Here is a 25,685-nt window from a genome sequence, read left to right on the forward strand (position 1 = left end):
GGGGTCGTCCCGGAGACCCGTGCCGGGGCTCAGGCCGTCTCGGCTCCGGTGCCCCGGCTGTCCGCGAGGGCCCGCAGGGCGCGGGCGTCCCTGATGGCGGACTCCTTGGCGATGCCCGGCTGGATGCCGAGGGCCGGCAGGCTGGTGCCGTCGCTGAGGTCGAGGAAGACCCAGGGGTCGCCGGGACGGAGGTTGACGCGGAGGATCTCCGCCCAGGCGAGGCGCCGGGTGCGGGTGATGTTGACGACCGTGACGCCCTCGCTGTCGGCGACGACCTTGGGGCGGCTCAGCATCACGAGGACGCCGAGGAAGAGGGCGGCGGTGAAGACGAAGCTGGCCCGCTCCCCCGGTCCGAGCCGCTCCAGCATCAGCGCCACGGCGGTGATCGCGGCGAACATGGCGACGCCCACCGTCAGCAGGACGGCGCGGGTGCGGCCCGGCCGGAAGGTGACCGGAAGGGCGGGCGTGGACGACTCGGACATCGGGGTACCTCGGCCTGGAGTGGTGCGGCGGGGGTCAGAGACGGCAGGCGTGGATCGCGGTGGTGAGGATCGCGCGGGCGCCGATCTCGTAGAGGTCGTCCATGATCCGCTGCGCCTCCTTGGCGGGGACCATCGCGCGGACGGCGACCCAGCCCTCGTTGTGCAGCGGGGAGACGGTCGGCGACTCCAGGCCCGGGGTGAGGGCGACGGCCTGCTCCAGGTGCTCGGCGCGGCAGTCGTAGTCCATCATCACGTAGCTGCGGGCGACCAGGACGCCCTGGAGCCGGCGCAGGAACTGCTGGACCTGCGGGTGGTCGGTGTCGGCGCCGTGACTGCGGACGACGACGGCCTCGGAAGTGAGGATCGGCTCGCCGATGACCTCCAGGCCGGCGTTGCGCAGGCTGGTGCCGGTCTCGACGACGTCGGCGATGACCTGGGCGACGCCCAGCTGGATCGCGGTCTCGACGGCGCCGTCCAGGTGGACGACGGAGGCGTCGATGCCCTGGTCGGCGAGGTGCTTGGCGACGATGCCCTCGTAGGAGGTGGCGATCGTCATGCCGCCGAAGTCCTGCGGGCCGGTGGCGGTGCCGGGGCGGGTGGCGTAGCGGAAGGTGGAGCGGCCGAAGTTCAGCGCCAGGATCTCCTCGGCGCTGGCGCCGGAGTCGAGGAGCAGGTCACGGCCGGTGATGCCGATGTCCAGCTTGCCGGACGCCACGTAGATGGCGATGTCCTTCGGGCGCAGGTAGAAGAACTCGACCTCGTTGTCGGGGTCGATGACCACCAGTTCCTTGGACTCCTTGCGCTGGCGGTAGCCGGCCTCATGGAGCATGGCCGACGCAGGTCCGGAGAGGGAACCCTTGTTGGGGACGGCGATGCGCAGCATGGGGTGGGCTTCCTTTGCCTGGGGAGTGGTGGGAGACGTGGGGTGCGTGCTCGGGGTGGCCGTGCTCGGGGACGGTCCGCGCTCAGAGGTGGGCGTAGACGTCGTCGAGCGAGATCCCGCGGGCGACCATCATCACCTGGACGTGGTACAGCAGCTGCGAGATCTCCTCGGCGGCGGCTTCCTTGCCCTCGTACTCGGCGGCCATCCAGACCTCGGCGGCTTCCTCGACGACCTTCTTGCCGATCGCGTGGACGCCCTTGCCGACCAGTTCCGCGGTGCGGGAGGTGGCCGGGTCGCCGGTCTCCGCCTTGAGCTTCAGCTCGGCGAAGAGCTCTTCGAAGGTCTTCAGGGTTTCGTTCGCCATGATGGTCCTAAGAGTACGGGGTGGACGGCTCGTCCCTAGCGCCAGGGTTCGCTGACCGTGCGGAGGATAGTGGCGGTAGCAACAGCGGCGGTGACGGCCTCGTGGCCCTTGTCCTCGCTGGATCCTTCGAGGCCGGCCCGGTCCAGGGCCTGCTCCTCGGTGTCGCAGGTCAGCACGCCGAATCCGACGGGTACGCCGGTGTCGATCGAGACCTGGGTGAGGCCGTGGGTGACGCCCTGACACACGTACTCGAAGTGGGGCGTCCCGCCTCGGATGACGACGCCGAGCGCCACGACGGCATCGTAGCCGCGCCCGGCGAGCACCTTGGCCACGACGGGGAGTTCGAAGCTGCCGGGGACGCGGAGCAGGGTGGGCTCGTCGATGCCGAGCTCGGACAGCGCGCGCAGGGCGCCGTCCACGAGGCCGTCCATGATCTTCTCGTGCCACTGGGCCGCGACGACCGCGACCCGCAGGTCGCCGCAGTTCTTCACGCTGAGGACGGGTGCGCCCTTGCCGCTCATGGTTCTCCTAGCCGGTGTTGTCGTACGGGGGGTGGTTACTGGTTGCCGCAGGTGGGGGCGGGGGAGCCGTCGAGCCAGGGGAGGTCGTGGCCCATCCGGTCCCGCTTGGTGCGCAGGTAGTGGAGGTTGTGCTCGCCGGCCGTCACGGGCATCGGCTCGCGGCCCTGGACGGCGAGGCCGTGCCGGGTGAGGGCCTCGATCTTGTCGGGGTTGTTGGTCATCAGGCGGAGGCTGCGGACGCCGAGGTCGCCGAGGATCCGCGCGCCGGCCGCGTAGTCGCGGGCGTCGGCGGGCAGGCCCAGTTCGAGGTTGGCGTCGAGGGTGTCGCGGCCGCGCTCCTGGAGTTCGTACGCGCGCAGCTTGGAGAGCAGGCCGATGCCGCGTCCCTCGTGGCCGCGGAGGTAGACGACGACGCCTCGGCCGGCCTCCTGGATGCGTTCCATGGAGGCCTGGAGCTGGGGGCCGCAGTCGCAGCGCAGCGAGTGGAAGACGTCGCCGGTGAGGCACTCGGAGTGGACCCGGACGAGGACGTCCTCGCCGTCGCCGATCTCGCCGTGGACGAGGGCGACGTGCTCGACGCCGTCGACGGTGGAGCGGTAGCCGTAGGCGGTGAAGTCGCCGTGCGCGGTCGGGAGGTGGACCTCGGCCTCGCGGCGGACGGTGGGCTCGGCGGAGCGGCGGTAGGCGATCAGGTCCTCGATGGAGATGATCGTGAGGCCGTGCTTGCGGGCGAAGGGGACGAGCTCGGGCAGGCGGAGCATCACGCCGTCCTCGCCGGCGATCTCGACGATCGCGCCGGCCGGGCGGAGGCCCGCGAGGCGGGCGAGGTCGACGGCGGCCTCGGTGTGCCCGGGGCGGGCGAGGACGCCGCCCTCGCGGGCGCGCAGCGGGAAGATGTGGCCGGGGCGGACGAAGTCGGAGGGCTCGTGGTGGCCGCCGGCGAGCATCCGGAGGGTGGTGGCGCGGTCGGCGGCGGAGATGCCGGTGGTGACGCCGTGCTCGGGGCTCGCGTCGACGGAGACGGTGAAGGCGGTCCGCATCGACTCGGTGTTGTGCTCGACCATCTGCGGGAGGCGGAGCCGTTCCAGCTCGTCGTGCTCCATGGGGGCGCAGATCAGGCCGCGGCACTCGCTCATCATGAAGGCGACGACCTCGGGGGTGGCCTTCTCGGCGGCGATGACGAGGTCTCCCTCGTTCTCGCGGTCCTCGTCGTCGACGACGACCACGGGGCGTCCGGCGGCGATGTCGCTGATGGCCTGCTCGACGGGGTCGAGGGCGAGCCTCTCTTCGAGGTCCCAGGGGTTCATGCGGGGGCTCCTTCCAGGACGGGGGTGCGGGTCCGGAGCCACCAGTCGCGCATGCCCCACAGGACGAGGGCGAAGTAGACGACGTAGACGAGGCCGGAGAAGGCGAGGCCGCTGCTGAAGGCGAGCGGGACGCCGACGAGGTCGACGAGGAGCCAGGCGAACCAGAACTCGACCAGGCCGCGGGCCTGGGCGACCATCGCGACGAGGGTGCCGACGAAGATGTACGCGTCGGCCCACGGGCTCCAGGAGAGCGACGGGTAGAGGGTGAAGAGCCCGCCGACGGCGAGGGTGCCGAGGAGGGCGCCGCCCGCGAGGAGGCCGCGCTCCTTCCAGGTGGCGAAGCGGACGGCGATGGAGCCGTCCTGGGCCTGCTGCCGGCCGCGGTTCCACTGCCACCAGCCCCAGGCGGCGACGCCGATGACGAGGAGCTGCTTGCCGACTCCGCCGGCGAGGTGCGCGGAGGCGTAGGCGCCGACCAGGATCAGTCCGGAGAGGAGCTGGGCGGGCCAGGTGAGGATGGAGCGGCGCCAGCCGAGGGCCAGGGCCATGAGGCCGATGGTGTTGCCGATCATGTCGGACCACATGATGTGCTGGCCGAAGACGGTGAACGCCTCGGAGTTGAGCCAGTTCACTTGCCGTTCTCCTGTGCGTCCGTGCCGAGCAGCCGCTCGACGTACTTGGCGATGACGTCGACTTCGAGGTTGACCGGGGCGCCGGGCTGCTTGAGGCCGAGCGTCGTCAGGTCGAGGGTGGTGGGGATGAGGCTGATGGTGAACCAGTCGTCGCCGACCTCGACCACGGTGAGGCTGACGCCGTCGACGGTGATGGAGCCCTTCTCGACGACGTAGCGGGCGAGCGGGGCGGGGAGGCCGACCTTGACGAGCTCCCAGTGCTCGGAGGGGGTGCGCTCCAGGATGGTGCCGGTGCCGTCCACGTGGCCCTGGACGATGTGCCCGCCGAGGCGGCCGCCGACGGCCATGGGCCGCTCCAGGTTGACCCGGGAGCCGACGTCGAGGGCGCCGAGGCTGGACCGCTTGAGGGTCTCGGCCATGACGTCGGCGGTGAACTCGCCGTCGCCGTGCTCGACGACCGTGAGACAGACACCGTTGACGGCGATGGAGTCGCCGTGCTGGGCGCCTTCCGTGACCAGGGGGCCGCGGAGCCGGAAGCGGGAGGCGTCCTCCAGCTGCTCGACGGCGACGACCTCGCCCAGTTCTTCGACGATTCCGGTGAACACGGTCAGGCTCCCTTGAGGGTCGGGACGGCGGTGATGCGGATATCGGATCCGATGTGTGCGGTCTCGGTGATGTCGAGGCGCAACGCGCGCGTGAGGGTGGTGATTTCGGCGTCGGCGAGGGCGTGGGGGCCGGCCCCGAGGAGGACGGGGGCGAGGTAGCCGACGACCTGGTCGACGGCGCCCCCGGCGACGAAGGCGCCCGCGAGGGTGGGGCCGCCTTCGAGGAGGAGCGAGCGGATGCCGCGCGCGTACAGGTGGGCGAGCAGCTCGTGCACGCCGACGCGGCCGTCGTGCAGCGGCAGCCGGAGCAGTTCGACGCCGGGCAGGTGCCGGGTGTCGGCGTCCTCGCCGACGACGAGCAGCGTGGGCGCGGCGTCGTCGAGGATCCGGGCGGTGGGCAGCAGGCCGGCGTGGGTGTCGAGGGCGACCCGCAGCGGCTGGACGGCGCCCTCGACGCCGCGGACGGCGAGGTGCGGGTCGTCCGCGCGCAGCGTCCCGCCGCCGACCAGGACGGCGTCGGCCTCGGCGCGGAGCCGGTGGACGTCGGCGCGGGAGGCGGCGGAGCTGATCCAGCGGGAGGTGCCGTCGGCGGCGGCGATCCGGCCGTCGAGGGTGGCGGCGTACTTCCAGCGGACGAAGGGGCGGCCGGTGCGGACGGAGGTGAGCCAGGCGAGGTTGCCGGCCTCGGCCTCGGCCTCCAGGAGTCCCCCCTCGACCTCGACGCCGGCCGCGCGCAGGGTGTCCGCGCCGCCGGTGGCCTGCGGGTTCGGGTCGGCGACGGCGTACACGACGCGGGCGATCCCGGCCTCGATCAGGGCCTGGGCGCAGGGTCCGGTGCGACCCGTGTGGTTGCAGGGTTCGAGGGTGACGTAGGCGGTGCCGCCGCGGGCCTCCTCGCCGGCCGCGCGCAGGGCGTGGACCTCGGCGTGGGGGCCTCCGGCGCGCTGGTGCCAGCCCTCGCCGACCACTCGTCCGGAGGCGTCGGTGACGACGCAGCCGACGACGGGGTTGGGGCTGGTGGCGCCGAGTCCGCGGGCGGCGAGCTCCACGGCGCGTCGCATGGCGGTGATGTCGGCCTGCCGGTCCACCGGGTCCTCCTGCCTCTTCGGGCACGGACTCCGGGGCCTGTCGATGACGACAGAGAGCGGGTACGACGGCTGTGCAGCGGGTGTGCCGGTACGGCCGGAGGTCCACGGGTGCGCCGACGCGAGAACGCGGCCACCAGCGGACGTACGGCCGGCACACCCCTGTCAGGGGTCGCCCGCCGCGCACTGCCTCCCATCCGGACTTTCACCGTCGGTCCAGGAATTTCACCTGATCAACCGACCGCTGGCTGCGGACGGGTCGCGGACTATACCGCCGGTTCGGAATTACACCGACCCCGGAGTGCGCTGCTGCTGATACAGGGCCAGTGTGCCACGCCCCGCCGAAGGTCATGCGGGCGATCTCTGTGCGATGACTCACACGACCGTTCGGAACGCTTCGATGGTCCAGACCTATTGACGCACTGGTCTAGTCCTCTTAATGTCCGTGTCACCTCCGAGGCACGGCCCGTCGGTGTGCGCACACCCCGGGCCCGACACGTACCACCCCCTTTGTTCGTTGCGTGTTTCTCGACCTCCCTGAGGAGGACCCGATCGTGCTGTCCCCCACGACCAAGAGGGCGTCGCTGCTCGCTTCCGGTGCCGCCGTCACCGGACTGCTGCTCAGCTCGCTCGCCGGCGGCGTCTCGTACGCCGCCGACAACGAGAGCTGTCGCCCCGACGGCCTGTACAAGACGCCCGGCGTCGACGTGCCCTACTGCTCGGTCTACGACACCGAGGGCCGCGAGAAGATGGGCGCCGACCACCAGCGCCGCGTCATCGGCTACTTCACGGGCTGGCGCACCGGCAAGAACGGCGAGCCCGCGTACCTCGCCGACGACATTCCGTGGGACAAGATCACCCACATCAACTACGCCTTCGGCCACATCGGCGGCGACAACAAGCTCTCGGTCGGCACGGACGGCCCGAACAACGCCGCCACCGGCATGACCTGGCCCGGCGTGGCCGGCGCCGAGATGGACCCGGCCCTCCCCTACAAGGGCCACTTCAACCTGCTGAACAAGTTCAAGAAGCAGCACCCCGACGTCAAGACGCTGATCTCCGTCGGCGGCTGGGCCGAGACCGGCGGCTACTTCGCCGACAACGGCGACCGGGTGAACTCCGGCGGCTTCTACTCGATGGCCACCAACGCCGACGGCTCGGTCAACCAGGCCGGCATCGACACCTTCGCCACCTCGGCGGTCGACTTCATCCGGAAGTACGGGTTCAACGGCGTCGACATCGACTACGAGTACCCGACCACCATGAAGGACGCGGGCAACCCGCTCGACTGGACCTTCGCCAACGCGCGCCGCGCCGGCCTGGTCCAGGGCTACGCGGCCCTCATGAAGACGCTCCGCGAGAAGCTCGACAAGGCCGGCGCCGCCGACGGCAGGCACTACCTGCTGACCGTCGCCGCCCCGTCCTCCGGCTACCTGCTGCGCGGCATGGAGACCTTCCAGGTCCAGAAGTACCTGGACTACGTCAACATCATGTCGTACGACCTGCACGGCGCCTGGAACGAGTACGTCGGCCCGAACGCCTCGCTCTTCGACGACGGCAAGGACGGCGAGCTCGCCGCCGCCAACGTCTACGGCTCCTCCCAGTACGGCAACATCGGCTACCTCAACACCGACTGGGCCTACCACTACTTCCGCGGCTCCATGCCGGCCGGCCGGATCAACATCGGCCTGCCCTACTACACCCGCGGCCACAAGAACGTGCAGGGCGGCACCGACGGCCTCTGGGGCAAGGCCACCGCGGCCACCTGCCCGGCCGGCGCCGGCCTGACCAAGTGCGGTGACGGCGCCGTCGGCATCGACAACCTGTGGCACGACAAGGACACCGCGGGCAAGGAGTCGCCCGCCGGCTCCAACCCGATGTGGCACGCCAAGAACCTGGAGAAGGGGATCGTCGGCGACTACGTCACCCGGTACGGCTTCCCGGCGAACACCACCCTGACCGGCACCTACGCCCGCAAGTACGACCCGACCCTGGTCGCGCCGTGGCTGTGGAACGCCGAGAAGAAGGTCTTCCTCTCCACCGAGGACGAGCAGTCCGTGGCCGCCAAGGCCGACTACGTGGTCGACCGCGGCATCGGCGGCACCATGGTCTGGGAGATGGCCGGCGACTACTCCTGGAACGCCGCCAAGGGCCAGTACGAGATGGGCTCCACGCTCACCTCGCTGATGTACGACAAGTTCAAGGCCGCCACCCCCTACGGCGCCAAGAAGTCGAACAAGGCGCTGCCGACCCGGGCCGTGAACATCGAGACCGCCTTCACCGAGTTCAAGCTGGGCGACTCGAACTACCCGATCACCCCCAAGGTGAAGATCACCAACCGGACGAACACCACGCTGCCCGGCGGCACGGAGTTCCAGTTCGACTACGGCACCTCGGCCCCGGCCAACGCCTCCGACCAGTCCGGCTTCGGCACCAAGGTCATCAGCAGCGACCACACGGGCTCCAACGTGGGCGGCCTGAAGGGCGACTTCCACCGGGTCTCGCTGAAGCTCCCGGCCTGGCAGACCCTGGCCCCCGGCGCGACGGTCGAGCTCTCCTTCAACTACTACCTGCCGGTGTCCACCCCCTCCAACTGGACGGTGAACATCAACGGCACCACGTACGCCCTCGCCGGCGACCTGGCGCGCGGCACGACGACGGTGGAGCCCGGCACGGGCACCACGCCGCCGACCACCCCGCCCACGACTCCGCCGACCACCCCGCCCACCACTCCCCCGACCACCCCGCCGACGACGCCGCCCGCGGGCTGCGCCGCCCCGGCGTACGTGGCCGGCCAGGTGTACAACGCGGGCAACGAGGTCTCCCACAAGAGCCGCAAGTGGAAGGCCAAGTGGTGGACGCAGAACGAGGAGCCGGGCACGACCGGTGACTGGGGCGTCTGGCAGGACCTCGGCGCCTGCTGATCGTCCGCACGCTCCACCCGAAAGACCCCCGGCGGCGGTCTCACGGCCCTTGGCCGCCGCCGGGCCCCGCCCTCCGCGCCGCGCCCCCCTGTCCGGGGCGCGGCGCGGTCGCGTTCCCGGAAGCCCGCCGGCCCCCTCGGCGGCGGCGGAGGTCCGCCGGCGGCCGCCCTCTACGGGAACAGGGCGTCCTGGGCCGCGTCCCGGGCCCGCAGCAGCGCGCCGCGCAGGACGGCCGCGTCGCCGAGCGTGGTGGCGCGGATCTCGGTGCGCAGCGGTGAGAGCCCGGCGAGCGCGGCCTCGACGCGGGCGGCGAGCTCCGGGCCGCCCTGGTGGCCGGTCTCGCCGCCGAGGACCACGCAGCCCGGGTCGAGGACGGCGGCGACGGCCGCCGCGCCGACCGCGAGCCGGCGGGCCAGGGCGTCGAGGAAGGGGCCGTGTCCCGAGGCGAGGGCGCCGGCCGGGTCGAGGCCGTGCGCGGCGGCGAGGGCGTCGACGGCGGCGGTGCTCACCAGCTCGTGGAAGCCGCCGTCGCAGCCGGTGGCCGAGGGCAGTCCCGAGGTGCCGGGCACGGGCAGGAATCCGATCTCGCCCGCGCCGCCCGAGGCCCCCCGGCGCAGCCGCCCGCCGAGGACGACGGCGGCGCCGATGCCCTGGCCGAGCCAGAGCAGGACGAAGTCCTCGCGGTCCGCCGCGGCGCCCTCGCGCAGCTCCGCGACGGCGGCGAGGTTGGTCTCGTTCTCGACGAGCACCTGCGCGGGGAGCCGTTCCTGGAGGACGGCGACCAGCCGGCGGTGCCAGGCGGGGAGGCCGGTGGAGTCACGGAGCTCCCCGGTGGCCGGGTCGATGAGGCCGGGAGCGCCGACGGCCACGGAGTGGAGGCGCTCGACGCCGGCCTCCTCCGCGGTGCGCTCCAGGAGGGCGACGGCCAGCTCGACGGCGGGGCCGGTGCCGGCGTCCTCGCCGACCGGGGCCGCCGCCTCGGCGAGCGGGGTGCCGAGGAGGTCGGTGACGGTGACGGTGACCGAGCGGGTGCGGAGGTCGAGCGCGGCGAGGTGGGCGCGGTCGGCGACGAGGCCGTACAGCTTGGCGTTGGGGCCGCGGCGCTCGGCGCCGGTCTCGCCGACGACGTGCACGAGACCGGAGTCGCCGAGCCGCTCGACGAGGTCGGCGACGGTGGGCCGGGAGAGTCCGGTGAGGGTCTTGAGCTGGGCTGCCGTCAGCGGCCCCTCGTCCTGGAGCAGACGCAGGGCGAGCCGGTCGTTGAGGGCCCGGGCGGTGCTCGGGGATGCGGCCATGCGGTGATCCTCTCAGACGCTCCCCCGCCGTCTTCTCTGCGGACCACTATTTATCAGGCAGGGTGCCTGATAGTTTACGGCCGACATCGGATACGGAATATCGGATCCGAAATATCGGAACCATCACGACCACCGGGGAGGACCCATGGCGGCGGAGACCGTCCTCAGCTCCGAACGGCTCCGGCGGGCCCGCTTCGCCGTCGCCGCCGTCTTCTGCGTGCACGGCGCCGTGACGGGCAGCTTCGCGACCCGGATCCCCTGGATCCAGGAGCACGCGGGGGTGAGCGCCGGCCAGCTCGGCCTCGCGCTCGCGTTCCCCGCCCTCGGCGCCTCGCTCGCGATGCCGCTGGCGGGCCGGATCAGCCACCGCTTCGGCGCCCGGACCGCCCTGCGCGGGCTGCTCGCCCTGTGGACGCTGTCGCTCACCCTGCCCGCGCTCGCGCCGAACGTCTGGGGCCTGTGCGCCGCGCTCTTCGTCTACGGCGCCACCGCCGGCATGTCCGACGTGGCGATGAACGCGCTCGGCGTCGAGACGGAGACCCGGCTCGGCCGCTCCATCATGTCCGGCCTGCACGGCATGTGGAGCGTGGGCGCCCTCATCGGCTCCGCGGCCGGCACGGTCGCCGCCCACGTCGGCGGCGACGCCCGACTCCACCACCTGGTCGCCGCGCTCGTCCTCACCGCCCTCGGCCTAGTCTGCTGCCAGGGCGTCCTCGACCCGGCGCCCGCCGAGGAGGCGGAGGCCCCGCCGCGCTTCGCGCTGCCCCCGCGGTCCGCCCTGGTCATCGGCGCCATCGGCTTCTGCGCGGTCTTCGCCGAGGGCGCCAGCCTCGACTGGTCGGCCGTCTACCTGCGCGACGAACTGGGCGGCTCGGCCGGTCTCGCCGCCGCCTCCACCACCGCCTTCGCGCTGACCATGGCCGTGGCCCGGCTGGTCGGCGACCGGGTCGTGGACCGCTTCGGCGCGGTCCGCACCGTACGGGTCGGGGGCGCGGCCGCCACCCTCGGCGGGGTCCTGGTCGTCGTCGCCCCGAACGCCGCCGTGGCGATGGCCGGATTCGGACTGCTCGGCCTCGGGGTCGCGGTCGTCGTCCCGCTCGCCTTCGCCGCCGCCGGGCGCAGCGGCCCGAACCCGAGCCAGGCCATCGCGGGCGTCGCCACCATCACCTACACCTCCGGCCTCATCGCGCCCTCCGCGATCGGCGGCATCGCCGACGCCACCTCGCTGGTGTTCTCGTTCGGCCTGGTCACCGCCCTCGCCTTCGGGCTGGTGCTCGGCGCGGGCGTGCTGCGGACGGCGCCGCGCGCCACGAGCGCGGCGCCCGCCGACGCGGACGGCGCGAAGAGCGCGGGCCCGGTGGGCTGAGCCCCTGAGCGGGCGCTTCCGCCCCCTCGCCCGGCCGGTTCCGGCGCATACCATGTGGCTGATCTTCTGCGGCCGTGTCCTGGCCGCCGGAACCGGAGAACGGGAGCGACCTCATGAAACTCGGCGTGCGCTGGACCCTGCACGGGGACGGGAGAACGCCCGCCCCCGGGGCCGTCGTCCGCCCCGACGAGCGGCTCTCCTGGCCCCGCACCGTCGGTCTCGGCGCACAGCACGTGGTCGCCATGTTCGGGGCGAGTTTCGTCGCGCCCGTGCTGATGGGCCTCGACCCCAACCTCGCGATCATGATGTCCGGTTTCGCCACGGTCATCTTCCTGCTGGCGACGCGCGGCACGGTCCCCTCGTACCTGGGGTGCTCGCTCTCCTTCGTGGGCGTCGCCGCCGCCATCCGGGCCTCCGGCGGCAGCAGCGCGACCGTGACCGGCGCCGTCTTCGTGGTCGGCGCGGTGCTCTTCCTCGCGGGTCTCGCCGTGCGGAAGTTCGGCGCGCGGATCATCCACGCGGCGATGCCCCCGGTGGTCACCGGCGCCGTCGTCATGCTGATCGGCTTCAACCTGGCGCCCGTGACGGCCTCCACGTACTGGCCCCAGGACCAGTGGACGGCGCTCCTGGTGATGCTCTTCACCGGTCTGGCCGTGGTCTGCCTGCGCGGCTTCTGGTCGCGGATCGCGATCTTCCTGGGCCTGATCTTCGGCTACGCCCTCTCCTGGGTCCTCGACCTGGCCTTCGGCAAGATCCACTCGATGTCCCCGAGCGGCCAGGTCACCGACCACTGGCGGCTCGACCTCTCCGCCGTGGGCAAGGCGGACTGGATCGGCCTGCCGGACCTGCACGGCCCCAGCTTCGAGTGGTCCGCCATCCTCGTCGCGCTCCCCGTCGTCATCGCGCTGATCGCCGAGAACGCCGGCCACGTGAAGGCCGTCGGAGAGATGACCGGCGACGACCTCGACGACAAGCTGGGCACCGCGATCGCCGCGGACGGCGCCGCGTCCATGCTGTCGACCGCCGTCGGCGGACCGCCGAACACCACGTACTCCGAGAACATCGGCGTCATGGCCGCCACCCGCGTCTACTCCACGGCCGCCTACTGGGCCGCCGCCGGCTTCGCGCTCCTCTTCGGCCTCTGCCCCAAGTTCGGCGCGGTCGTCGCCGCCATCCCGGGCGGCGTCCTCGGCGGCATCACCGTCATCCTCTACGGCATGATCGGCCTGCTCGGCGCGCAGATCTGGATCAACGCCGAGGTCGACCTGCGCAACCCGCTCAACCTGGTCCCGGCCGCCGCCGGCATCATCATCGGCGTCGGCGGCGTGAAGCTGACCTTCACCGACACCTTCGAGCTCGGCGGCATCGCGCTCGGCACGATCGTCGTCATCACCGGCTACCACGTGCTGCGCGCCTTCGCCCCGGCGCACCTCAAGGCCGCGCCCACGGAGCAGGAACCGCTCCTGGACTCGGGCACCAGCTCGTACGAGACGGGCTCCGGCGACACGGCGAAGAGCTGAGGTATTCGCCCGTTCCGGCGAAGCCGGGCCCCGGAGGCTCCCTCCCGGGCCCGGCGGCTGGGAGTCTGCCCCCATGGCGCAGACCCAGTGGACGGATGAACGGCTCGGGCAGTTCGTGGCGGTCGACCCCGTCGTGGACCGGATGCGGTCGCTGCGCGCGGCCTGGCACCCGGGCGACGGGGTCGCCGTCTTCAACCGGGTGTACCTGACGGTCACCGAGGAGATCGGCCACGCCATCGGGGCGGGCGCCTTCCAGGACCGGCGAGCGGCGACCACCCTGGACGTGCTCTTCGCCGAGCGCTATCTCGCCGCCGTCGAGGCGCACGCCGCGGGCCGCCGCGGTCCCGCCTGCTGGCGGCCCCTCTTCCACTACCGGCGGCACCCCGGCGTGACCCCGCTCCAGTTCGCGCTCGCCGGGATCAACGCCCACATCGGCCACGACCTGGCGCTCGCCGTCGTCGACAGCTGCGCGGCCCTGGAGTGCGCGCCGGCCGACCTGGAGGACGAGTTCGACCGGGTCGGCGACGTCCTCCTCCTCCTGGAGGAGCGGATCCGGGAGGAACTGATGCCGGGCCCGGACCTCCTGGAGATCGCGGACCCGCTGACGCATCTGCTCGGCTGCTGGAGCCTGGAGCGGGCCCGCGACGGGGCCTGGCTCGCCGCCCGCTCGCTGTGGCAGCTGCGGGCGCTCCCCGGCATCGCCGCCGAGTTCACCGAGCGGCTCGACCGCTCGGTCGGCTTGGTGGGGCGCATGCTGCTCACGCCCCTGGCCAGGCCGTAGGCCTCCGGGGATCAGTCCTCCGGCAGCTCGACCGGGGCGATCTCGTCGTAGACGTCGCCCGGGCCCGGGTTGGTGGCGTCGGTGGCGCCGCCGAAGTGGTGCATGACGCCCCACACGGCGTTGAGCGCCGTCTGCACCGCGCCCTCGGCCCAGCCGGCCGTCCACGAGATGTCGTCGCCGGCGAGGAAGATGCCGCGCTTGTCCTCGGGCAGGCGGTCCTGCATGAAGTGGGTGAACAGGCGCCGCTGGTAGCGGTAGTGGCCCGGCAGGTTGGCCTTGAAGGCGCCCATGAAGTAGGGCTCGTTCTCCCAGGAGACCGTCACCGGGTTGCCGATGATGTGCTTCCGGATGTCGACCTTGGGGTAGATCTCGCCGAGCGACTTCAGCATGACCTCCATGCGCTCGTTCGCGGAGAGCGGCAGCCACTTCAGGCTGTCGTCGCACCACGTGTACGAGAGGCAGATGACGGCCGGCTTGTCCGGGCCGTCGTCCAGGAGGTACGTGCCGCGGGTCATCCGGTCGGTCAGCGTCATCGACATGACGTCCCGCCCGGTCTCCTCGTCCTTGTCGAGCCAGAACGGCCGGTCGACCGGGACGAAGAGCTTGCTCGACTCCATGTAGTGGGTGCGCTCGATCGCCGTCCAGTGGTCGATCGGGAAGAGCGAGTCGTCACAGGCGATCTTCGAGAGCAGCATCCAGGACTGGGCGGTGAAGATCGCCGCCTGGTAGGTGCGGATGTCGCCCGAGGCGTCGGTGACGGTGATCCGGTTGCCCGCCGTGCGGTTCAGCCGGGTGACGGCCGGCTTCGGCTGCCCGCCCTCGTGCAGGGAGGCCAGCGAGGTGCCCTGCGCCCAGTGGACGATCTTCTCCGGCTCGCGCTCCCACAGGCGCAGCGGCAGCTGCTGCGAGCCGCCGACGATGCCGCGGTGGTGGTCGTCGGCCTCGGTGTAGACGACGCGGAGGATCTCCAGGATGGAGTTGGGGAAGTCGGTGTCCCAGCCGCCGGTGCCGAAGCCGACCTGTCCGAAGATCTCGCGGTGCCGGAAGGACTTGAAGGCCTCGGAGTCGCAGAGGAAGCCGTAGAAGGTCTGGTTGTCGAGCTTCTCGACGAGCTTCGACCAGATCTCGCGGATGCGCGGGACGTCCCGCTCGCGCATGGCGCGGTTCATGTCGGAGAAGTCGGCGCCCTCGTCGAGGCACTTGCCCCAGGCCTCGGCGACATCGCGGTAGACCTGCGGCAGGTCGTCGATGGTCTCCGCGTAGTGCGACTCGCCCTTGAGGTCGACGACGGTCGAGGGGGTGGCCTCGGCGAGCGGGTTCGGGAACGGCGAGGTCGTCAGGCCGACCAGGTCGATGTAGTGCTGGAGGGCGGTGGAGGAGGGCGGGAAGCGCATGGCGCCCATCTCCGCCGTCAGCCCCTCGGTCTCCGGCCCCTCGAAGCCCACCGTGCGCAGCCGGCCGCCGATCTGGTCGGCCTCGTAGACGACGGGCTTGAGGCCCATCTTCATCAGCTCGTACGCGGCGATGATGCCGGACAGGCCGCCGCCGACGACCGCCACCTCGGCGCCGTGCTCGGTCGCGGGTATCTGGCCGAGGCCGGCCGGGTGGGCCAGGAAGTCGTCGTACGCGTACGGGAAGTCCGGGCCGAACATGGTGATCGGCGGCTGCTGCTCGTCGACGTGCTCGACGGCGTTGGGCACGGTGGACGTCATGGGGTACGGACTCCTTGCACGGGGGTGGGGCGGGAAGCGGAAGGGGGCGGCTCAGACGAGGGAGCCGTACAGGCCCGGCCTGCGGTCGCGGAGGTAGGGGTTCTCCGCGCGGGAGGCCGCGAGGGCCTCGGGGTCGACGTCGCCGAGGACGAGGTCCTCGCCGCGGCCGGCGCGGGCCCGGGCGGTGCCGTCGGGGCCGGCGAGCACGGAGAGCCCGACGAACTCGAAGTCGCCCTCGGCGCCGGCGCGGTTGGCGTACGCGATGTACATCTGGTTCTCGAAGGCGCGCACCGGGACGACGGAGAGCGGCACGATCTCGGCGGGGTGCATGAGGGCGGTCGGCACGAGGAGGAGGTCCGTGCCGGCCAGCGCCTGCGCCCGTACGTTCTCGGGGAACTCGACGTCGTAGCAGATCATCAGGCCGACGGTGAGGTCGCCGATGCGGGCCTGGACGAGCGGCTCGTCGCCCGGGGTGAACCACTTCAGCTCGAAGTCGCCGAAGAGGTGGGTCTTGCGGTAGTGCGCGAGGCGGGCGCCGTCGGCGCCGAAGAGCGCGGCCGCGTTGTAGATCACGCCGTGCCGCTCGGTGTCCCGCTCCGGGTAGCCGTAGCCGACGGCGAGGCCGTGGCGGGCGGCGATCTCCGCGACCGAGCGGGCCGAGGGGCCGTCGGACGGCTCGGCGAGGCGGGCGATGTCGGCGCCGATCGCGTAGCCGGTGAGGAAGAGCTCGGGGGCGAGCAGCACGTCCGCGCCGGCGGCGGCGGCCCGGCCGGCGGCCTCGTCGAGGATCCGCAGGTTGGCGGTGACGTCACCGAGCCGTCCGGAGCTCTGGAGCAGGGCGGTGCGCACCGTGGGCATGCTGGTCCTCGTGGGGGCGGAGGGGAGGGAGGGGCGTCTCCGGGAGACGTTCAAAACGGTACGGTTCCGGGCTCGGCCGGGACAAGACGGGACCGTTGCGGACCGACCGTCGAACCGTTGCGCGATCGCCGACCGCGGCGGCGATTCATTGCGCGGCGAGGAGAGCGGGTCGGTGCGCGCTCCGCGACCGTCGGGGCCGGGGCGGGTCCGCGCGTCGCCGACGGACGGGGTGCCGCCGGTTCGACGCGACCGCCCCGCACGAGGGGGTCGTGCGGGGCGGCGGGGACTGCCGGGCGCCGTCGTGGATCTCCGGCGGCGGGCCGGTGGCGCGTCAGGCGGGCGAGCCGGAGGAGAAGCGCCGCAGCAGCGGGGAGAGCACCAGGACGGACTTGGTGCGCTCCACGAAGGGCTCGCCCGCGATCCGCTCCAGGACGCGCTCGAAGTGGCGCATGTCGGAGGCGAAGACCTGGACGACGGCGTCCGCGTCACCGGTGACGGTCGACGCGGACACCACCTCCGGGTACCGCTCCAGACCTCGGCGGATGTCGTCCGGCGAGGTGTTGTGGCGACAGAAGATCTCGACGAAGCCCTCCGTCTCCCAGCCGAGCGCCGCCGGGTCCACCCGCACGGTGAAGCCGGTGATGGCGCCCTCGGCCCGGAGCCGGTCCACGCGCCGCTTCACGGCGGGGGCGGAGAGGCCGACGAGCGAGCCGATGTCGGCGTAGCTGCGGCGGGCGTCTTCCGCGAGGGCGTGGACGATGCGTTCGTCGAGGTCGTTGAGTCGCACTACGGGTGGATCACTTCTCTGCGTCGGTGGTCACGGGCTCGGTGACCAGGCGGGAGCGGCGCATGCCGTACAGGAAGTAGAACACGAGACCCGCGGCCATCCAGGCACCGAAGTACACCCAGGTGATCAGGTCGAGGCTGTACATGCTGTAGCCGCAGCAGAGGAAGCCGAGCACGGCGAAGACCGGACCGAAGGGCACCTTGAAGGAGCGCTCCATGTCGGGGCGGGTGAAGCGGAGCACCACGACGGCGATGTTGACCAGGGCGAACGCGAAGAGCGTGCCGATGCTGGTGGCGTTGACCAGCTCGCCGAGCGGGACGACGGCCGCGAGGCCGCCGCAGAGCAGCGAGACGATGAGGGTGTTGGTGCGCGGGGTGCCGGTCTTGGCGTCGACCTTGCCGAAGACCTTGGGGACGAGGCCGTCGCGGGCCATCGCGAAGAGGATGCGGGTCTGGCCGTACAGCACGGTGAGGACCACGCTGGCGATGGAGATCACGGCGCCGGCGGCGAGCAGGGTGCCCCAGAAGCTCTGGCCGGTGACGTCGTTCATGATCGCGGCGAGGGTGGCGTCGGCGCCCTCGAACTTCTTCCAGTCCCAGGCGCCGACGGCGACGGCCGCGACGAGGACGTACAGCGCGGTGACGATCACCAGCGAGAGCATGATCGCCCGGGGGAGGTCGCGCTTGGGGTTCTTCGCCTCCTCGCCGGCCGTGGAGGCGGCGTCGAAGCCGATGTACGAGAAGAAGAGGATGGCCCCGGCGGCACCGACGCTGCCCATGCCGAGCGGCATGAAGTCGGAGTAGTTGCCGGACTTGAAGCCCATGAAGCCGACGGCGCAGAAGAGGACCAGGGCGGCGATCTTCACCGCGACCATGATCGTGTTGGCCCGGGCCGACTCCTTGGCGCCGCCGAGCAGGAACAGCATCGCGAGGACGACGACTATCAGCGCCGGCAGGTTGAAGACGCCGCCCTCGCCGGGCGGCGCGCTCAGCGCGGCGGGGAGGGTGACGCCGATCGTGCCGTCGAGCAGCTCGTTCAGGTAGTCGCCCCAGCCGACGGCGACGGCCGCGACGGAGACGCCGTACTCCAGCATCAGGCACCAGCCGCAGACCCAGGCGACGAGCTCACCCATCGTTGCGTACGCATACGAGTAGCTGGAGCCCGCGACGGGGATGGTGCCGGCCAGCTCGGCGTACGAGAGGGCCGAGAAGAGCGCGGTGAGGCCGGCGAAGACGAAGGCGAGCGTCACGGCCGGACCGGCCTCGGGGACCGCCTCGCCGAGGACGACGAAGATGCCCGTGCCGAGCGTGGCACCGATGCTGATCATGGTCAGCTGCCACATGGAGAGCGAGCGGCGAAGACTGCCGCCCTCGCCCTGCCCACCCTCCGCGACCAGGCGTTCCACCGGCTTACGGCGGACGAGGGCGGTCAGGAGGGACGTCTTGGGGACGGTCGGGGACTCGACCGGTGGGGCTGCGCCGTGATCCAGCACTGCGGAGGCTCCTTATCGCTGCCTGTCGGTACGACGGGGATCGCGACGGCCGCGTGCCGGTCCGGGGGCATGCCGAAGCAGTCCACGGGGGCAGGAAGTCCGCCGAGCAGGCGGTCCCCGCCACTCCTGGTACGAGGGATGAGCCTAGCGCTCCGCTTCGCATCCGTAATGCAGTGTTGTTGCGCAGTGGCGGATGATCATTGCGCACTTCCGGCCCGGCCGGGGAAACATTGCGCGCCCCCGCATGAATCGACACACCAGGGGACAGGACGGAACCTGAACGCATGCCGTGACTCCTCACCGCCCGTGGCACCCCGCCGCGGCCCGATCGGAGGTACCGAGTGAGCTGGCTGGAGCCCGACCCCTTCCTCCGGGGCACGGCCTGGCGCGACGGCGACCGGGTGGTCCGCGCCGACCCGGCCGACCTGGACCGGCTGCCCTGGGACGTCGCGGAACGGGCCGCGCTGCCGATCGGGGTGCGGGTCGAGTTCCTCGCGCAGCCGGGCACGTCGGCGGTGGAACTCCGCTACCGGGCGGACGTTCCGCCGGCCGGCGACGCACTGGGCGCGCTGCGTCACGTGTTCGCGCTCTGGCAGGACGGACGGTGTGTGCGGGAGGTCTGCGCGGAGCCCGCGGAGGAGGCCACGGTACGACTCCGACTCCCGCCGGGCGGAGGGGAGTTCACCGTCCATCTGCCGGAGGCGCAGGCGCCCGTCGTGCGCGGCGTACGGGGCGTCGGCGGGGCGCTTACGCCCGCGCCCGCGCGGCCCCGGTGGCTGGTCCACGGCGACTCCATCACCGAGGGCTGGTGGTCCACCCGGCCGGCCCACGCCTGGCCCGCGGCGGCGGGGCGCGCGCTCGGCCTCGACCCGGTGAACCTCGGGTACGCGGGCGGGGCGCGCGGCGAACTCGTCCTGGCCGAACACCTGGCCCGGCTGCCGGGCGACCTGATCACCCTGGCGTTCGGCACCAACTGCTGGGACCGGGTGCCGGCGACGCCCGAGTGGCTGCACGCGACGGTGCGTTCCTTCGTGGGCCTGGTCCGGCGCGGTCACCCCCGGACCCCGATCCTCCTGGTCTCCCCCGTGCTGCGCCCGGCCGCGGAGCACACCCGCAACGCGCTGGGCGCGACGCTCACGGAGCTGCGGCGGGCGATGGAGCGGGCCGGCCGCGAGCTCGCCGCGGAGGGCGACCGCCACCTGACGGTGCTCCCCGGCCGCCCGCTCCTCCGTCCCGAGCATCTGGCCGACGGCCTCCACCCCGACGACACCGGCCACGCGGCCCTGGCGGAGGCGGTCACGAAGGCCCTGTCCCACCACGGCCGCCCCGGCCCCGCGGGAGACGCCCTCGGGCGCTCCCCGTCGCGAGCACCGCGCCTCCCCTCCCCGCACGACTGAACCCGCACCCGTACGGAGCCGTACAGCGGGTGCGGGTTCAGGAGCGGGAGCAGGGGCCGGCAAGGGGGCACCGTCCCGGGTGCCTCTCCCCGGCCCCCCTTGGCGGGACGGCTGCCCGCCCGGGCGCGCGGCGAGGCGCCGACCGGGTGGGGTGCCCGCCCCGGGCGGATACGCCCGGCCGCCCGGGGGGGGATGGGCCGGAGGGTCAGCTCCAGCTGGCGTGGAGGGGCTTGCCCTCGGCGTAGCCGGCGGCGGACTGGATGCCGATGACGGCCTTCTCCTCGAACTCCGCCAGCGTGCTCGCCCCCGCGTACGTGCAGGACGACCGCACGCCCGCGATGATCGAGTCAATCAGGTCCTCGACGCCCGGACGGGCCGGGTCGAGGAACATCCGCGACGTCGAGATGCCCTCCTCGAAGAGCGCCTTGCGCGCGCGGTCGTAGGCCGACTCCTCGGACGTCCGGTTCCGGACGGCCCGCGCCGACGCCATGCCGAAGGACTCCTTGTAGGCACGGCCCTGCGCGTCGTGGTGGAGGTCGCCGGGGGACTCGTACGTCCCGGCGAACCAGGAGCCGATCATCACGTTGGACGCGCCGGCGGCGAGCGCCATGGCGACGTCGCGCGGGTGCCGGACGCCGCCGTCGGCCCAGACGTGCTTGCCGTACTTCTTCGCCTCGGCGGCGCACTCCAGGACGGCCGAGAACTGCGGGCGGCCGACACCGGTCATCATGCGGGTGGTGCACATGGCGCCGGGGCCCACGCCGACCTTGATGATGTCCGCGCCGGCCTCGACGAGGTCCTTGACGCCCTCGGCGGAGACGATGTTGCCCGCGACGATGGGGACCTGCGGGTCGAGCGCCCGCACCGTCCTGATCGCGGCGATCATCGACTCCTGGTGCCCGTGGGCGGTGTCGATGACGAGGGTGTCGACGCCCGCGTCGAGCAGCAGCTTGGCCTTGCCGGCCACGTCGCCGTTGATACCGACGGCGGCGGCGATCCGCAGCCTGCCGTTCGCGTCGACGGCCGGCGTGTACAGGGTGGCCCGGAGGGCGCCCTTGCGGGTGAGGATGCCGGCCAGCTTGCCGTCCGCGTCGACGGCGGGGGCGTAGCGGCGGTTGGCGCCGTCGAGGACGTTGAAGGCCTCGCGGGGGTCGATGTCCGCGTCGAGCAGCAGGAGGTCCTTGGACATGACCTCGGAGAGCTGGGTGAAGCGGTCGACGCCGGCGAGGTCCGCGTCGGTGACGACGCCGACGGGACGGCGGTGCTCGTCGACGACGACGCCGGCCTCGTGCGCCCGCTTGGGCAGCAGCGCCAGGGCGTCGGCGACGGTCTGGTGCGGCTCCAGGACGATGGGGGTGTCGAGGACCAGGTGGCGGCCCTTCACCCAGGAGACGACCTCGGTGACGACCTCGATCGGGATGTCCTGGGGGATGACGACGATGCCGCCCCGGCGGGCGACCGTCTCGGCCATGCGGCGGCCGGCGATCGCGGTCATGTTGGCGACGACCAGCGGGATCGTCGTGCCGGTGCCGTCCGGCGCGGAGAGGTCCACGGCCTGTCGGGAGCCGACGGCCGACCGGCTCGGCACCATGAACACATCGTCGTACGTGAGGTCGTACGGCGGCTTGACGTCATTGAGGAAACGCACGTGCTGACATCCCAGTCGTTCGGATCGGCCCCTAGGCATTTCAGCCAGGGGAAAAAGCACGTAGTTCATTGTCCCACGCCGGTACGGATACCAGCCCCGGTCGAATCCTCCGAGCCTCACGACCGCCCTTTCGGAGGATCGACCGAACGCTTTCGGTCATCCACCGCTCTCGGCGGTGTGGCCCGGCCGGATCAGCCCCGTCTCGTACGCCAGCACGACGAGCTGGACGCGGTCGCGCACGCCGAGCTTGGTGATCGCCCGGGTGACGTGGGTCTTGGCGGTCAGGGGTGAGATCACCAGGCGTTCGGCGATCCGGTCGTTGGAGAGCCCGGCGGCGACCAGGGCGACCACCTCGCGCTCCCGGGCGGTGAGCGCCGTGAGCCGCTCCGCGGCGACCGTGGCGGCGGGCGCCCGGTGGGCGAACTCCGCGACGACCCGGCGGGTCGCGCTCGGCGAGAGCAGGGCGTCGCCCGCGGCGACCGCCCGGATCGCCTGGCGCAGGTCGTCCGGCTCGATCTCCTTGGTGAGGAAGCCGCCGGCGCCCGCGCGCAGCGCCGCGAAGACGTACTCGTCGGTCTCGAAGGTGGTCAGCACGATGACCCGGGTGCCCGAGAGTTCCGGATCCCCGGTGAGGGTCTCGGTGGCGGTCAGCCCGTCCGTCCCGGGCATGCGGATGTCCATCAGGACGACGTCGGGGCGCAGCTCGCGGACGGCGCGCAGCGCCTCGTCGCCGGTGGCCGCCTCGCCGACCACCTCGATGTCGCGGGTCCGCCGGAGCAGGCTGCGGAAACCGGCCCGGACGAGGGCCTGGTCGTCGGCGAGCAGTACCGAGATCGTCATGATCGTCAGCTTGGCACAGGAATCACGGCCCTGACGGTGTGTCCGCCGTGCTCCCCCGGCCCGGAGGCGAACTCACCGCCGAGGACGGTGACCCGCTCCCGCATCCCGGCGACCCCGTGCCCGCCACCGCCCGTCCCGGGGACCCCGCCCGCCTCCCTGCCGGCCCCGTCCTCGGACCGGTCCTCAACCCGGGCCCCGGCCCCGGCCCGCGCCCCGGCCCCTGCGCCGTCGTCGGCGATCTCGACGCGGACGGCCTCGGCGCCGTACCGCAGGCGGACGTCGACGCGGGTGCCGCCGGAGTGCCGCACCGCGTTGGTCAGCGACTCCTGGACGATCCGGTAGACGGCGAGCGCGACGGGAGCCGGGACCCCGGCCGGGTCTCCCTCGGTCTCGACGGCCGCCCGGAGTCCGGCGGCCCGTACGCCCGCCACCAGGTCGTCGAGGCCGTCGAGTCCCCGCCCCGGGGCGAGCTCCATGGCACCCGGTTCCTCACCGGGGTCCCGCAGGACGCCGATGAGGGCGCGGAGGTCGGCCACGGCGGTCGCGCGGACCTCCTGCGCGGTTCGCAGCGCGGCCCGCGCCTCCGCCGGCTCGTCGTCGAGGGCCTCGACGGCCACCCGCAGCTGCACGCCGACCACGGTCAGGGTGTGCGCGACCACGTCGTGCAGTTCGCGGGCGATCCGGAGCCGCTCCGCCTCGGCCCTCCGCCGGGCCTCCGCCGCCCGTTCCCGGGCGGCGCGTGCGCGACCGGCCGCCTCCTCGCGGCGCCAGTTGCGGCCGTTGCGCCAGGCGGTCGCGGCGGCCAGGACGAGGGCGAGCCAGAGGGTCTCGGCGCCGAGTTCGGCGACGACCTCCCGGCCGTCGAGCCCGGCGACGTACCGCTCCCAGTTCGCCGCGAAGACGACCTGGAGGACGCCGACGGCGACGGCGAGGGCCGGCCCGCGCCGCGGCAGCGCGCCGCGCCGCTTCCCCGACCCGTCCGGTACGGCTCCGTCCCCCGCCGCGACCAGGAAGTACGCGGCGGAGGCGGGCCAGAGCCAGCCCACGTCCGACATCCCGGCGGCGCGGAAGGCGATGACGGTCTGGACGCTCGCCAGGAGGGCGGCGCGCGGCCACCGGCCGGCCACGAGGACCAGGACGGCGAGCCCGAGCCCGTACGGCACCGCGCCGACCAGGAGCGGGCCCTCGCCCGCCAGGGCCTCGGCGGTGACCACGGCGACCGCCGTGACCGCGGCCGCGGCGACCCGTACGGCCCCCGGGGCCGCCGGTCCCCCGCCCGACAGCGTCCGCCCGCTCCGCCCGCCCCTGACGACACGCTCTTCGCTCACCGGCTCATTCTGCCCAACGCCCGCCCTCGGCCGGGGCTGTTCGGGCCTCACGCCCGCTCCCGCGGGGACGCGGCGGCGACGGCGGCGAGCGCCACCCAGGCCAGGGCGGCGCCAAAGGCGACCCGCTCGACCAGCCCCACGAAGGTCGGCACGGCGGCGGTGCCGAGCGAGGGCCCGTCCATCACGTCCACCAGGCAGACCAGCAGCACGGCGGTCGAGACCCACGAGGCGACGAGCGCGGCCCGCAGGAGCCGGGCCGCGCCCGGCCGGCGCCGGGCCAGCCACCGGTGCAGCAGCAGCGCCGCCACGGGCAGGGCCAGGAAGGCGGGGGCGGCGGCGGTGCCGTGGACGAGGTCCGAGGTGGACGGCCTGCTCCACCGCCCGGGCGGATCGGCCGGGAACACGCCGGCGACCAGGACGCCGACGGTCCACACCGCCACCGCCCACCGGCCGGCCCGCGGTGCCCCGGCGCGCCGCAGCAGGGCGAGGAGGAGGCCGGAGGCGCCGGCGACCAGCAGCAGGGCGGTGGTCACCAGCCAGCCGGCGGTCCCGTTGACGTACCGGCTGATCACCTCGGTGACCGGGCTGTAGCCGGGGTTCAGGAGGTCGGCGGCGACGATCCCGGCCACCGCGGCGCCGATCCCGGTGACGACGACGGAGGAAGGAGGGATGAGGGAGGAGGGGGAAGTGGTGGAGGACGGGGAACGGGTCTGCACGAGGAGCCTCCGGACGGTACGGGGCGGCGCTTCCGCCCGACGGCCCTCACGCTAGGAACCCGCCTCGCGGGGCCGCGTCCGCCGCCCGCCGTCATCCTGGCGTACTCCCCCGGCGCACGCCGTACTCCCTCCGGTGTACGCGCCGCCTCACTCCGCCTCCTCTCCCTCCGGTCCCAGGGCGACCAGCACCGAGAGCCGCTCACCGGACTCCTCGACGGCCGTCGCGAAGACCTCCCGGGCGAGGTCCCAGTCGCGCGGGGCGCGGCGCGCGTACGCCTGCCAGTGGGTCACCACGACCGCGACGGGCCGGGGCAGCTCGCCCAGGCTCTCGGCCAGCGCGTCCCAGTTCCGGCCGAACCAGTCCGGCAGTCCGAGCGCGTCCGCGCAGCGGTCCATGAAGCCGGCCTTGTCGGTGACGCCGCGCAGATCGAGGACGACGGGGTCATCGAGTCTCATCGCCGACCACCACCTCTCGGAAGCTCTCGTAGTGGTCGTCGGTGTAGTACCGCTCCCCGTCCCCGCCGGTGACGACGCGGCGGGCGCCGCGGTCGCGTTCGCCGGGGGTGGGGACGGTGTACTCGCGGTAGTGGCCGCGTTTCCTCGGCGGCAGGATCCGCTCGAAGTTCGAGAAGACGCTGCCGTCCTTGGCGTACGGGAAGGGCCCGCCGGCCCGGATCAGCGCGAGGGTCCGGCGTGCCTCGGGCGGCAGCTCCGACTCCTGGACGGTGGGGAGGTCCGAGACGGGCGTGGCGATGGCCCGCCCCGAGGACGTCGGCCCGGCGGTCGCGGCGGTACGGGACGGGGCCGCGGTGGCGGCCGGCGTGGCGGTCCCACCCGAACAGCCGGTGAGGAGCAGCGTCAGTCCGACCAGGACGCCGAGCCCCGCCCGAAGAGAGCGAGCGATCATCCCCCGATGCTGCCACCGGCCCCCGTCGAGGCCCGTCGGACGCGCCAGGCAGAGCCGAAAGGGGGCCGGGGAACGACCACGACCGACGGCCCGGGGGCCGGGAGACGCGCCCCCTCCCGTGCCGCGGCCGAAAGACACGCCCAAGCCCCGGGGCCCGCAGGCGCAACCCCCGCGACGGCGGGTCCGGGTGTGCCGGAGGGCGCCGACCAAGTGGTGGTCGGCGCCCTCCGTCGGG

The 25,685-nt window shown here is 73.1% G+C and carries 24 protein-coding genes and 1 riboswitch; of the genes, 5 read left to right on the forward strand and 19 right to left on the reverse strand.

The window, feature by feature from the left end:
- Positions 1-29 precede the first annotated feature (29 nt).
- From ACFZCF_RS22555 to ribD, 8 genes are all read right to left on the reverse strand, one after another.
- Positions 30-482 carry a PH domain-containing protein gene (locus tag ACFZCF_RS22555; RefSeq protein WP_388446623.1) on the reverse strand — a complete coding sequence of 151 codons (453 nt, stop codon included), beginning with the start codon at positions 480-482 and terminating at the stop codon, positions 30-32.
- Positions 483-516: 34 nt separating this feature from the next.
- On the reverse strand, positions 517-1,365 hold the full coding sequence (hisG, locus tag ACFZCF_RS22560; protein WP_388446626.1) for an ATP phosphoribosyltransferase: 849 nt from the start codon (positions 1,363-1,365) through the stop codon (positions 517-519).
- A gap of 82 nt (positions 1,366-1,447) precedes the next feature.
- Positions 1,448-1,729, reverse strand: coding sequence for a phosphoribosyl-ATP diphosphatase (locus ACFZCF_RS22565; protein ID WP_388446629.1), 282 nt, complete (start codon positions 1,727-1,729; stop codon positions 1,448-1,450).
- 35 nt (positions 1,730-1,764) lie between these two features.
- Positions 1,765-2,250, reverse strand: a complete 486-nt coding sequence (gene ribH / locus ACFZCF_RS22570; RefSeq protein WP_282696477.1) for a 6,7-dimethyl-8-ribityllumazine synthase — start codon at positions 2,248-2,250, stop codon at positions 1,765-1,767.
- 35 nt (positions 2,251-2,285) lie between these two features.
- Positions 2,286-3,557, reverse strand: a complete 1,272-nt coding sequence (locus ACFZCF_RS22575) for a bifunctional 3,4-dihydroxy-2-butanone-4-phosphate synthase/GTP cyclohydrolase II (protein ID WP_391288345.1) — start codon at positions 3,555-3,557, stop codon at positions 2,286-2,288.
- A complete protein-coding gene (locus tag ACFZCF_RS22580; protein ID WP_388447354.1) occupies positions 3,554-4,141 on the reverse strand; it encodes a nicotinamide riboside transporter PnuC in 588 nt (195 codons plus the stop codon). The genes ACFZCF_RS22575 and ACFZCF_RS22580 overlap by 4 nt, the downstream gene beginning before the upstream one ends.
- Positions 4,142-4,185: 44 nt before the next feature.
- Positions 4,186-4,794, reverse strand: a complete 609-nt coding sequence (locus ACFZCF_RS22585; protein WP_359533876.1) for a riboflavin synthase — start codon at positions 4,792-4,794, stop codon at positions 4,186-4,188.
- 2 nt (positions 4,795-4,796) lie between these two features.
- Positions 4,797-5,882 carry a bifunctional diaminohydroxyphosphoribosylaminopyrimidine deaminase/5-amino-6-(5-phosphoribosylamino)uracil reductase RibD gene (gene ribD, locus ACFZCF_RS22590; protein WP_391288347.1) on the reverse strand — a complete coding sequence of 362 codons (1,086 nt, stop codon included), beginning with the start codon at positions 5,880-5,882 and terminating at the stop codon, positions 4,797-4,799.
- Between the two features lie 176 nt (positions 5,883-6,058).
- Positions 6,059-6,188: riboswitch (FMN riboswitch) on the reverse strand.
- A 245-nt stretch (positions 6,189-6,433) separates the two neighbouring features.
- On the opposite strand from ribD, the gene ACFZCF_RS22595 reads away from it, so the two are divergent.
- Positions 6,434-8,803: a chitinase C-terminal domain-containing protein gene (locus ACFZCF_RS22595; RefSeq protein ID WP_391288349.1), complete on the forward strand. Its 2,370-nt coding sequence runs from the start codon at positions 6,434-6,436 to the stop codon at positions 8,801-8,803.
- 170 nt (positions 8,804-8,973) lie between these two features.
- On the opposite strand, the gene ACFZCF_RS22600 is transcribed toward ACFZCF_RS22595, so the two are convergent.
- Entirely contained in the window at positions 8,974-10,098 is a 1,125-nt protein-coding gene (locus ACFZCF_RS22600; protein ID WP_388446645.1) for an ROK family transcriptional regulator, read from the reverse strand.
- Between the two features lie 145 nt (positions 10,099-10,243).
- Here ACFZCF_RS22600 and ACFZCF_RS22605 point away from each other — a divergent pair, with 145 nt between their 5' ends.
- From ACFZCF_RS22605 to ACFZCF_RS22615, 3 genes are all read left to right on the forward strand, one after another.
- On the forward strand, positions 10,244-11,464 hold the full coding sequence (locus tag ACFZCF_RS22605) for an MFS transporter (protein WP_391288352.1): 1,221 nt from the start codon (positions 10,244-10,246) through the stop codon (positions 11,462-11,464).
- A 113-nt stretch (positions 11,465-11,577) separates the two neighbouring features.
- The gene (locus tag ACFZCF_RS22610) at positions 11,578-12,984 is read left to right on the forward strand and encodes a solute carrier family 23 protein (protein WP_391288354.1); all 1,407 of its coding nucleotides are present in this window, start codon (positions 11,578-11,580) and stop codon (positions 12,982-12,984) included.
- A 73-nt stretch (positions 12,985-13,057) separates the two neighbouring features.
- Positions 13,058-13,765 (forward strand): DUF5995 family protein, encoded by a 708-nt coding sequence (locus ACFZCF_RS22615; protein ID WP_391288356.1) that lies wholly within the window; start codon positions 13,058-13,060, stop codon positions 13,763-13,765.
- Positions 13,766-13,776: 11 nt separating this feature from the next.
- Here the strand turns inward: ACFZCF_RS22615 and ACFZCF_RS22620 are convergent, their stop codons facing one another.
- From ACFZCF_RS22620 to ACFZCF_RS22635, 4 genes are all read right to left on the reverse strand, one after another.
- Complete coding sequence (locus ACFZCF_RS22620; RefSeq protein WP_391288359.1) at positions 13,777-15,477, reverse strand: FAD-dependent oxidoreductase; 1,701 nt, start codon at positions 15,475-15,477, stop codon at positions 13,777-13,779.
- 51 nt (positions 15,478-15,528) lie between these two features.
- Positions 15,529-16,335, reverse strand: coding sequence for a nitrilase-related carbon-nitrogen hydrolase (locus ACFZCF_RS22625; RefSeq protein ID WP_391288361.1), 807 nt, complete (start codon positions 16,333-16,335; stop codon positions 15,529-15,531).
- 331 nt (positions 16,336-16,666) lie between these two features.
- The gene (locus ACFZCF_RS22630) at positions 16,667-17,122 is read right to left on the reverse strand and encodes an Lrp/AsnC family transcriptional regulator (protein WP_043223665.1); all 456 of its coding nucleotides are present in this window, start codon (positions 17,120-17,122) and stop codon (positions 16,667-16,669) included.
- 10 nt (positions 17,123-17,132) lie between these two features.
- Positions 17,133-18,614, reverse strand: coding sequence for an amino acid permease (locus ACFZCF_RS22635; protein WP_388446664.1), 1,482 nt, complete (start codon positions 18,612-18,614; stop codon positions 17,133-17,135).
- Between the two features lie 341 nt (positions 18,615-18,955).
- On the opposite strand from ACFZCF_RS22635, the gene ACFZCF_RS22640 reads away from it, so the two are divergent.
- Entirely contained in the window at positions 18,956-20,011 is a 1,056-nt protein-coding gene (locus ACFZCF_RS22640; protein WP_391288364.1) for a GDSL-type esterase/lipase family protein, read from the forward strand.
- A gap of 205 nt (positions 20,012-20,216) precedes the next feature.
- Here the strand turns inward: ACFZCF_RS22640 and ACFZCF_RS22645 are convergent, their stop codons facing one another.
- From ACFZCF_RS22645 to ACFZCF_RS22670, 6 genes are all read right to left on the reverse strand, one after another.
- Positions 20,217-21,659, reverse strand: a complete 1,443-nt coding sequence (locus ACFZCF_RS22645; protein ID WP_388446670.1) for a GuaB1 family IMP dehydrogenase-related protein — start codon at positions 21,657-21,659, stop codon at positions 20,217-20,219.
- A 156-nt stretch (positions 21,660-21,815) separates the two neighbouring features.
- A complete protein-coding gene (locus tag ACFZCF_RS22650) occupies positions 21,816-22,499 on the reverse strand; it encodes a response regulator (protein ID WP_391288367.1) in 684 nt (227 codons plus the stop codon).
- A gap of 5 nt (positions 22,500-22,504) precedes the next feature.
- Positions 22,505-23,827 (reverse strand): histidine kinase, encoded by a 1,323-nt coding sequence (locus tag ACFZCF_RS22655; protein WP_391288369.1) that lies wholly within the window; start codon positions 23,825-23,827, stop codon positions 22,505-22,507.
- Positions 23,828-23,874: 47 nt separating this feature from the next.
- Positions 23,875-24,543, reverse strand: coding sequence for a DUF998 domain-containing protein (locus ACFZCF_RS22660; protein ID WP_391288371.1), 669 nt, complete (start codon positions 24,541-24,543; stop codon positions 23,875-23,877).
- 147 nt (positions 24,544-24,690) lie between these two features.
- Entirely contained in the window at positions 24,691-24,999 is a 309-nt protein-coding gene (locus ACFZCF_RS22665; RefSeq protein WP_388446683.1) for a barstar family protein, read from the reverse strand.
- On the reverse strand, positions 24,986-25,450 hold the full coding sequence (locus ACFZCF_RS22670) for a ribonuclease domain-containing protein (RefSeq protein ID WP_391288374.1): 465 nt from the start codon (positions 25,448-25,450) through the stop codon (positions 24,986-24,988). The genes ACFZCF_RS22665 and ACFZCF_RS22670 overlap by 14 nt, the downstream gene beginning before the upstream one ends.
- Positions 25,451-25,685 lie beyond the last annotated feature (235 nt).

The sequence above is a fragment of the Streptomyces sp. NPDC007945 genome (genome assembly GCF_042958885.1).
Lineage (GTDB): Bacteria > Actinomycetota > Actinomycetes > Streptomycetales > Streptomycetaceae > Streptomyces.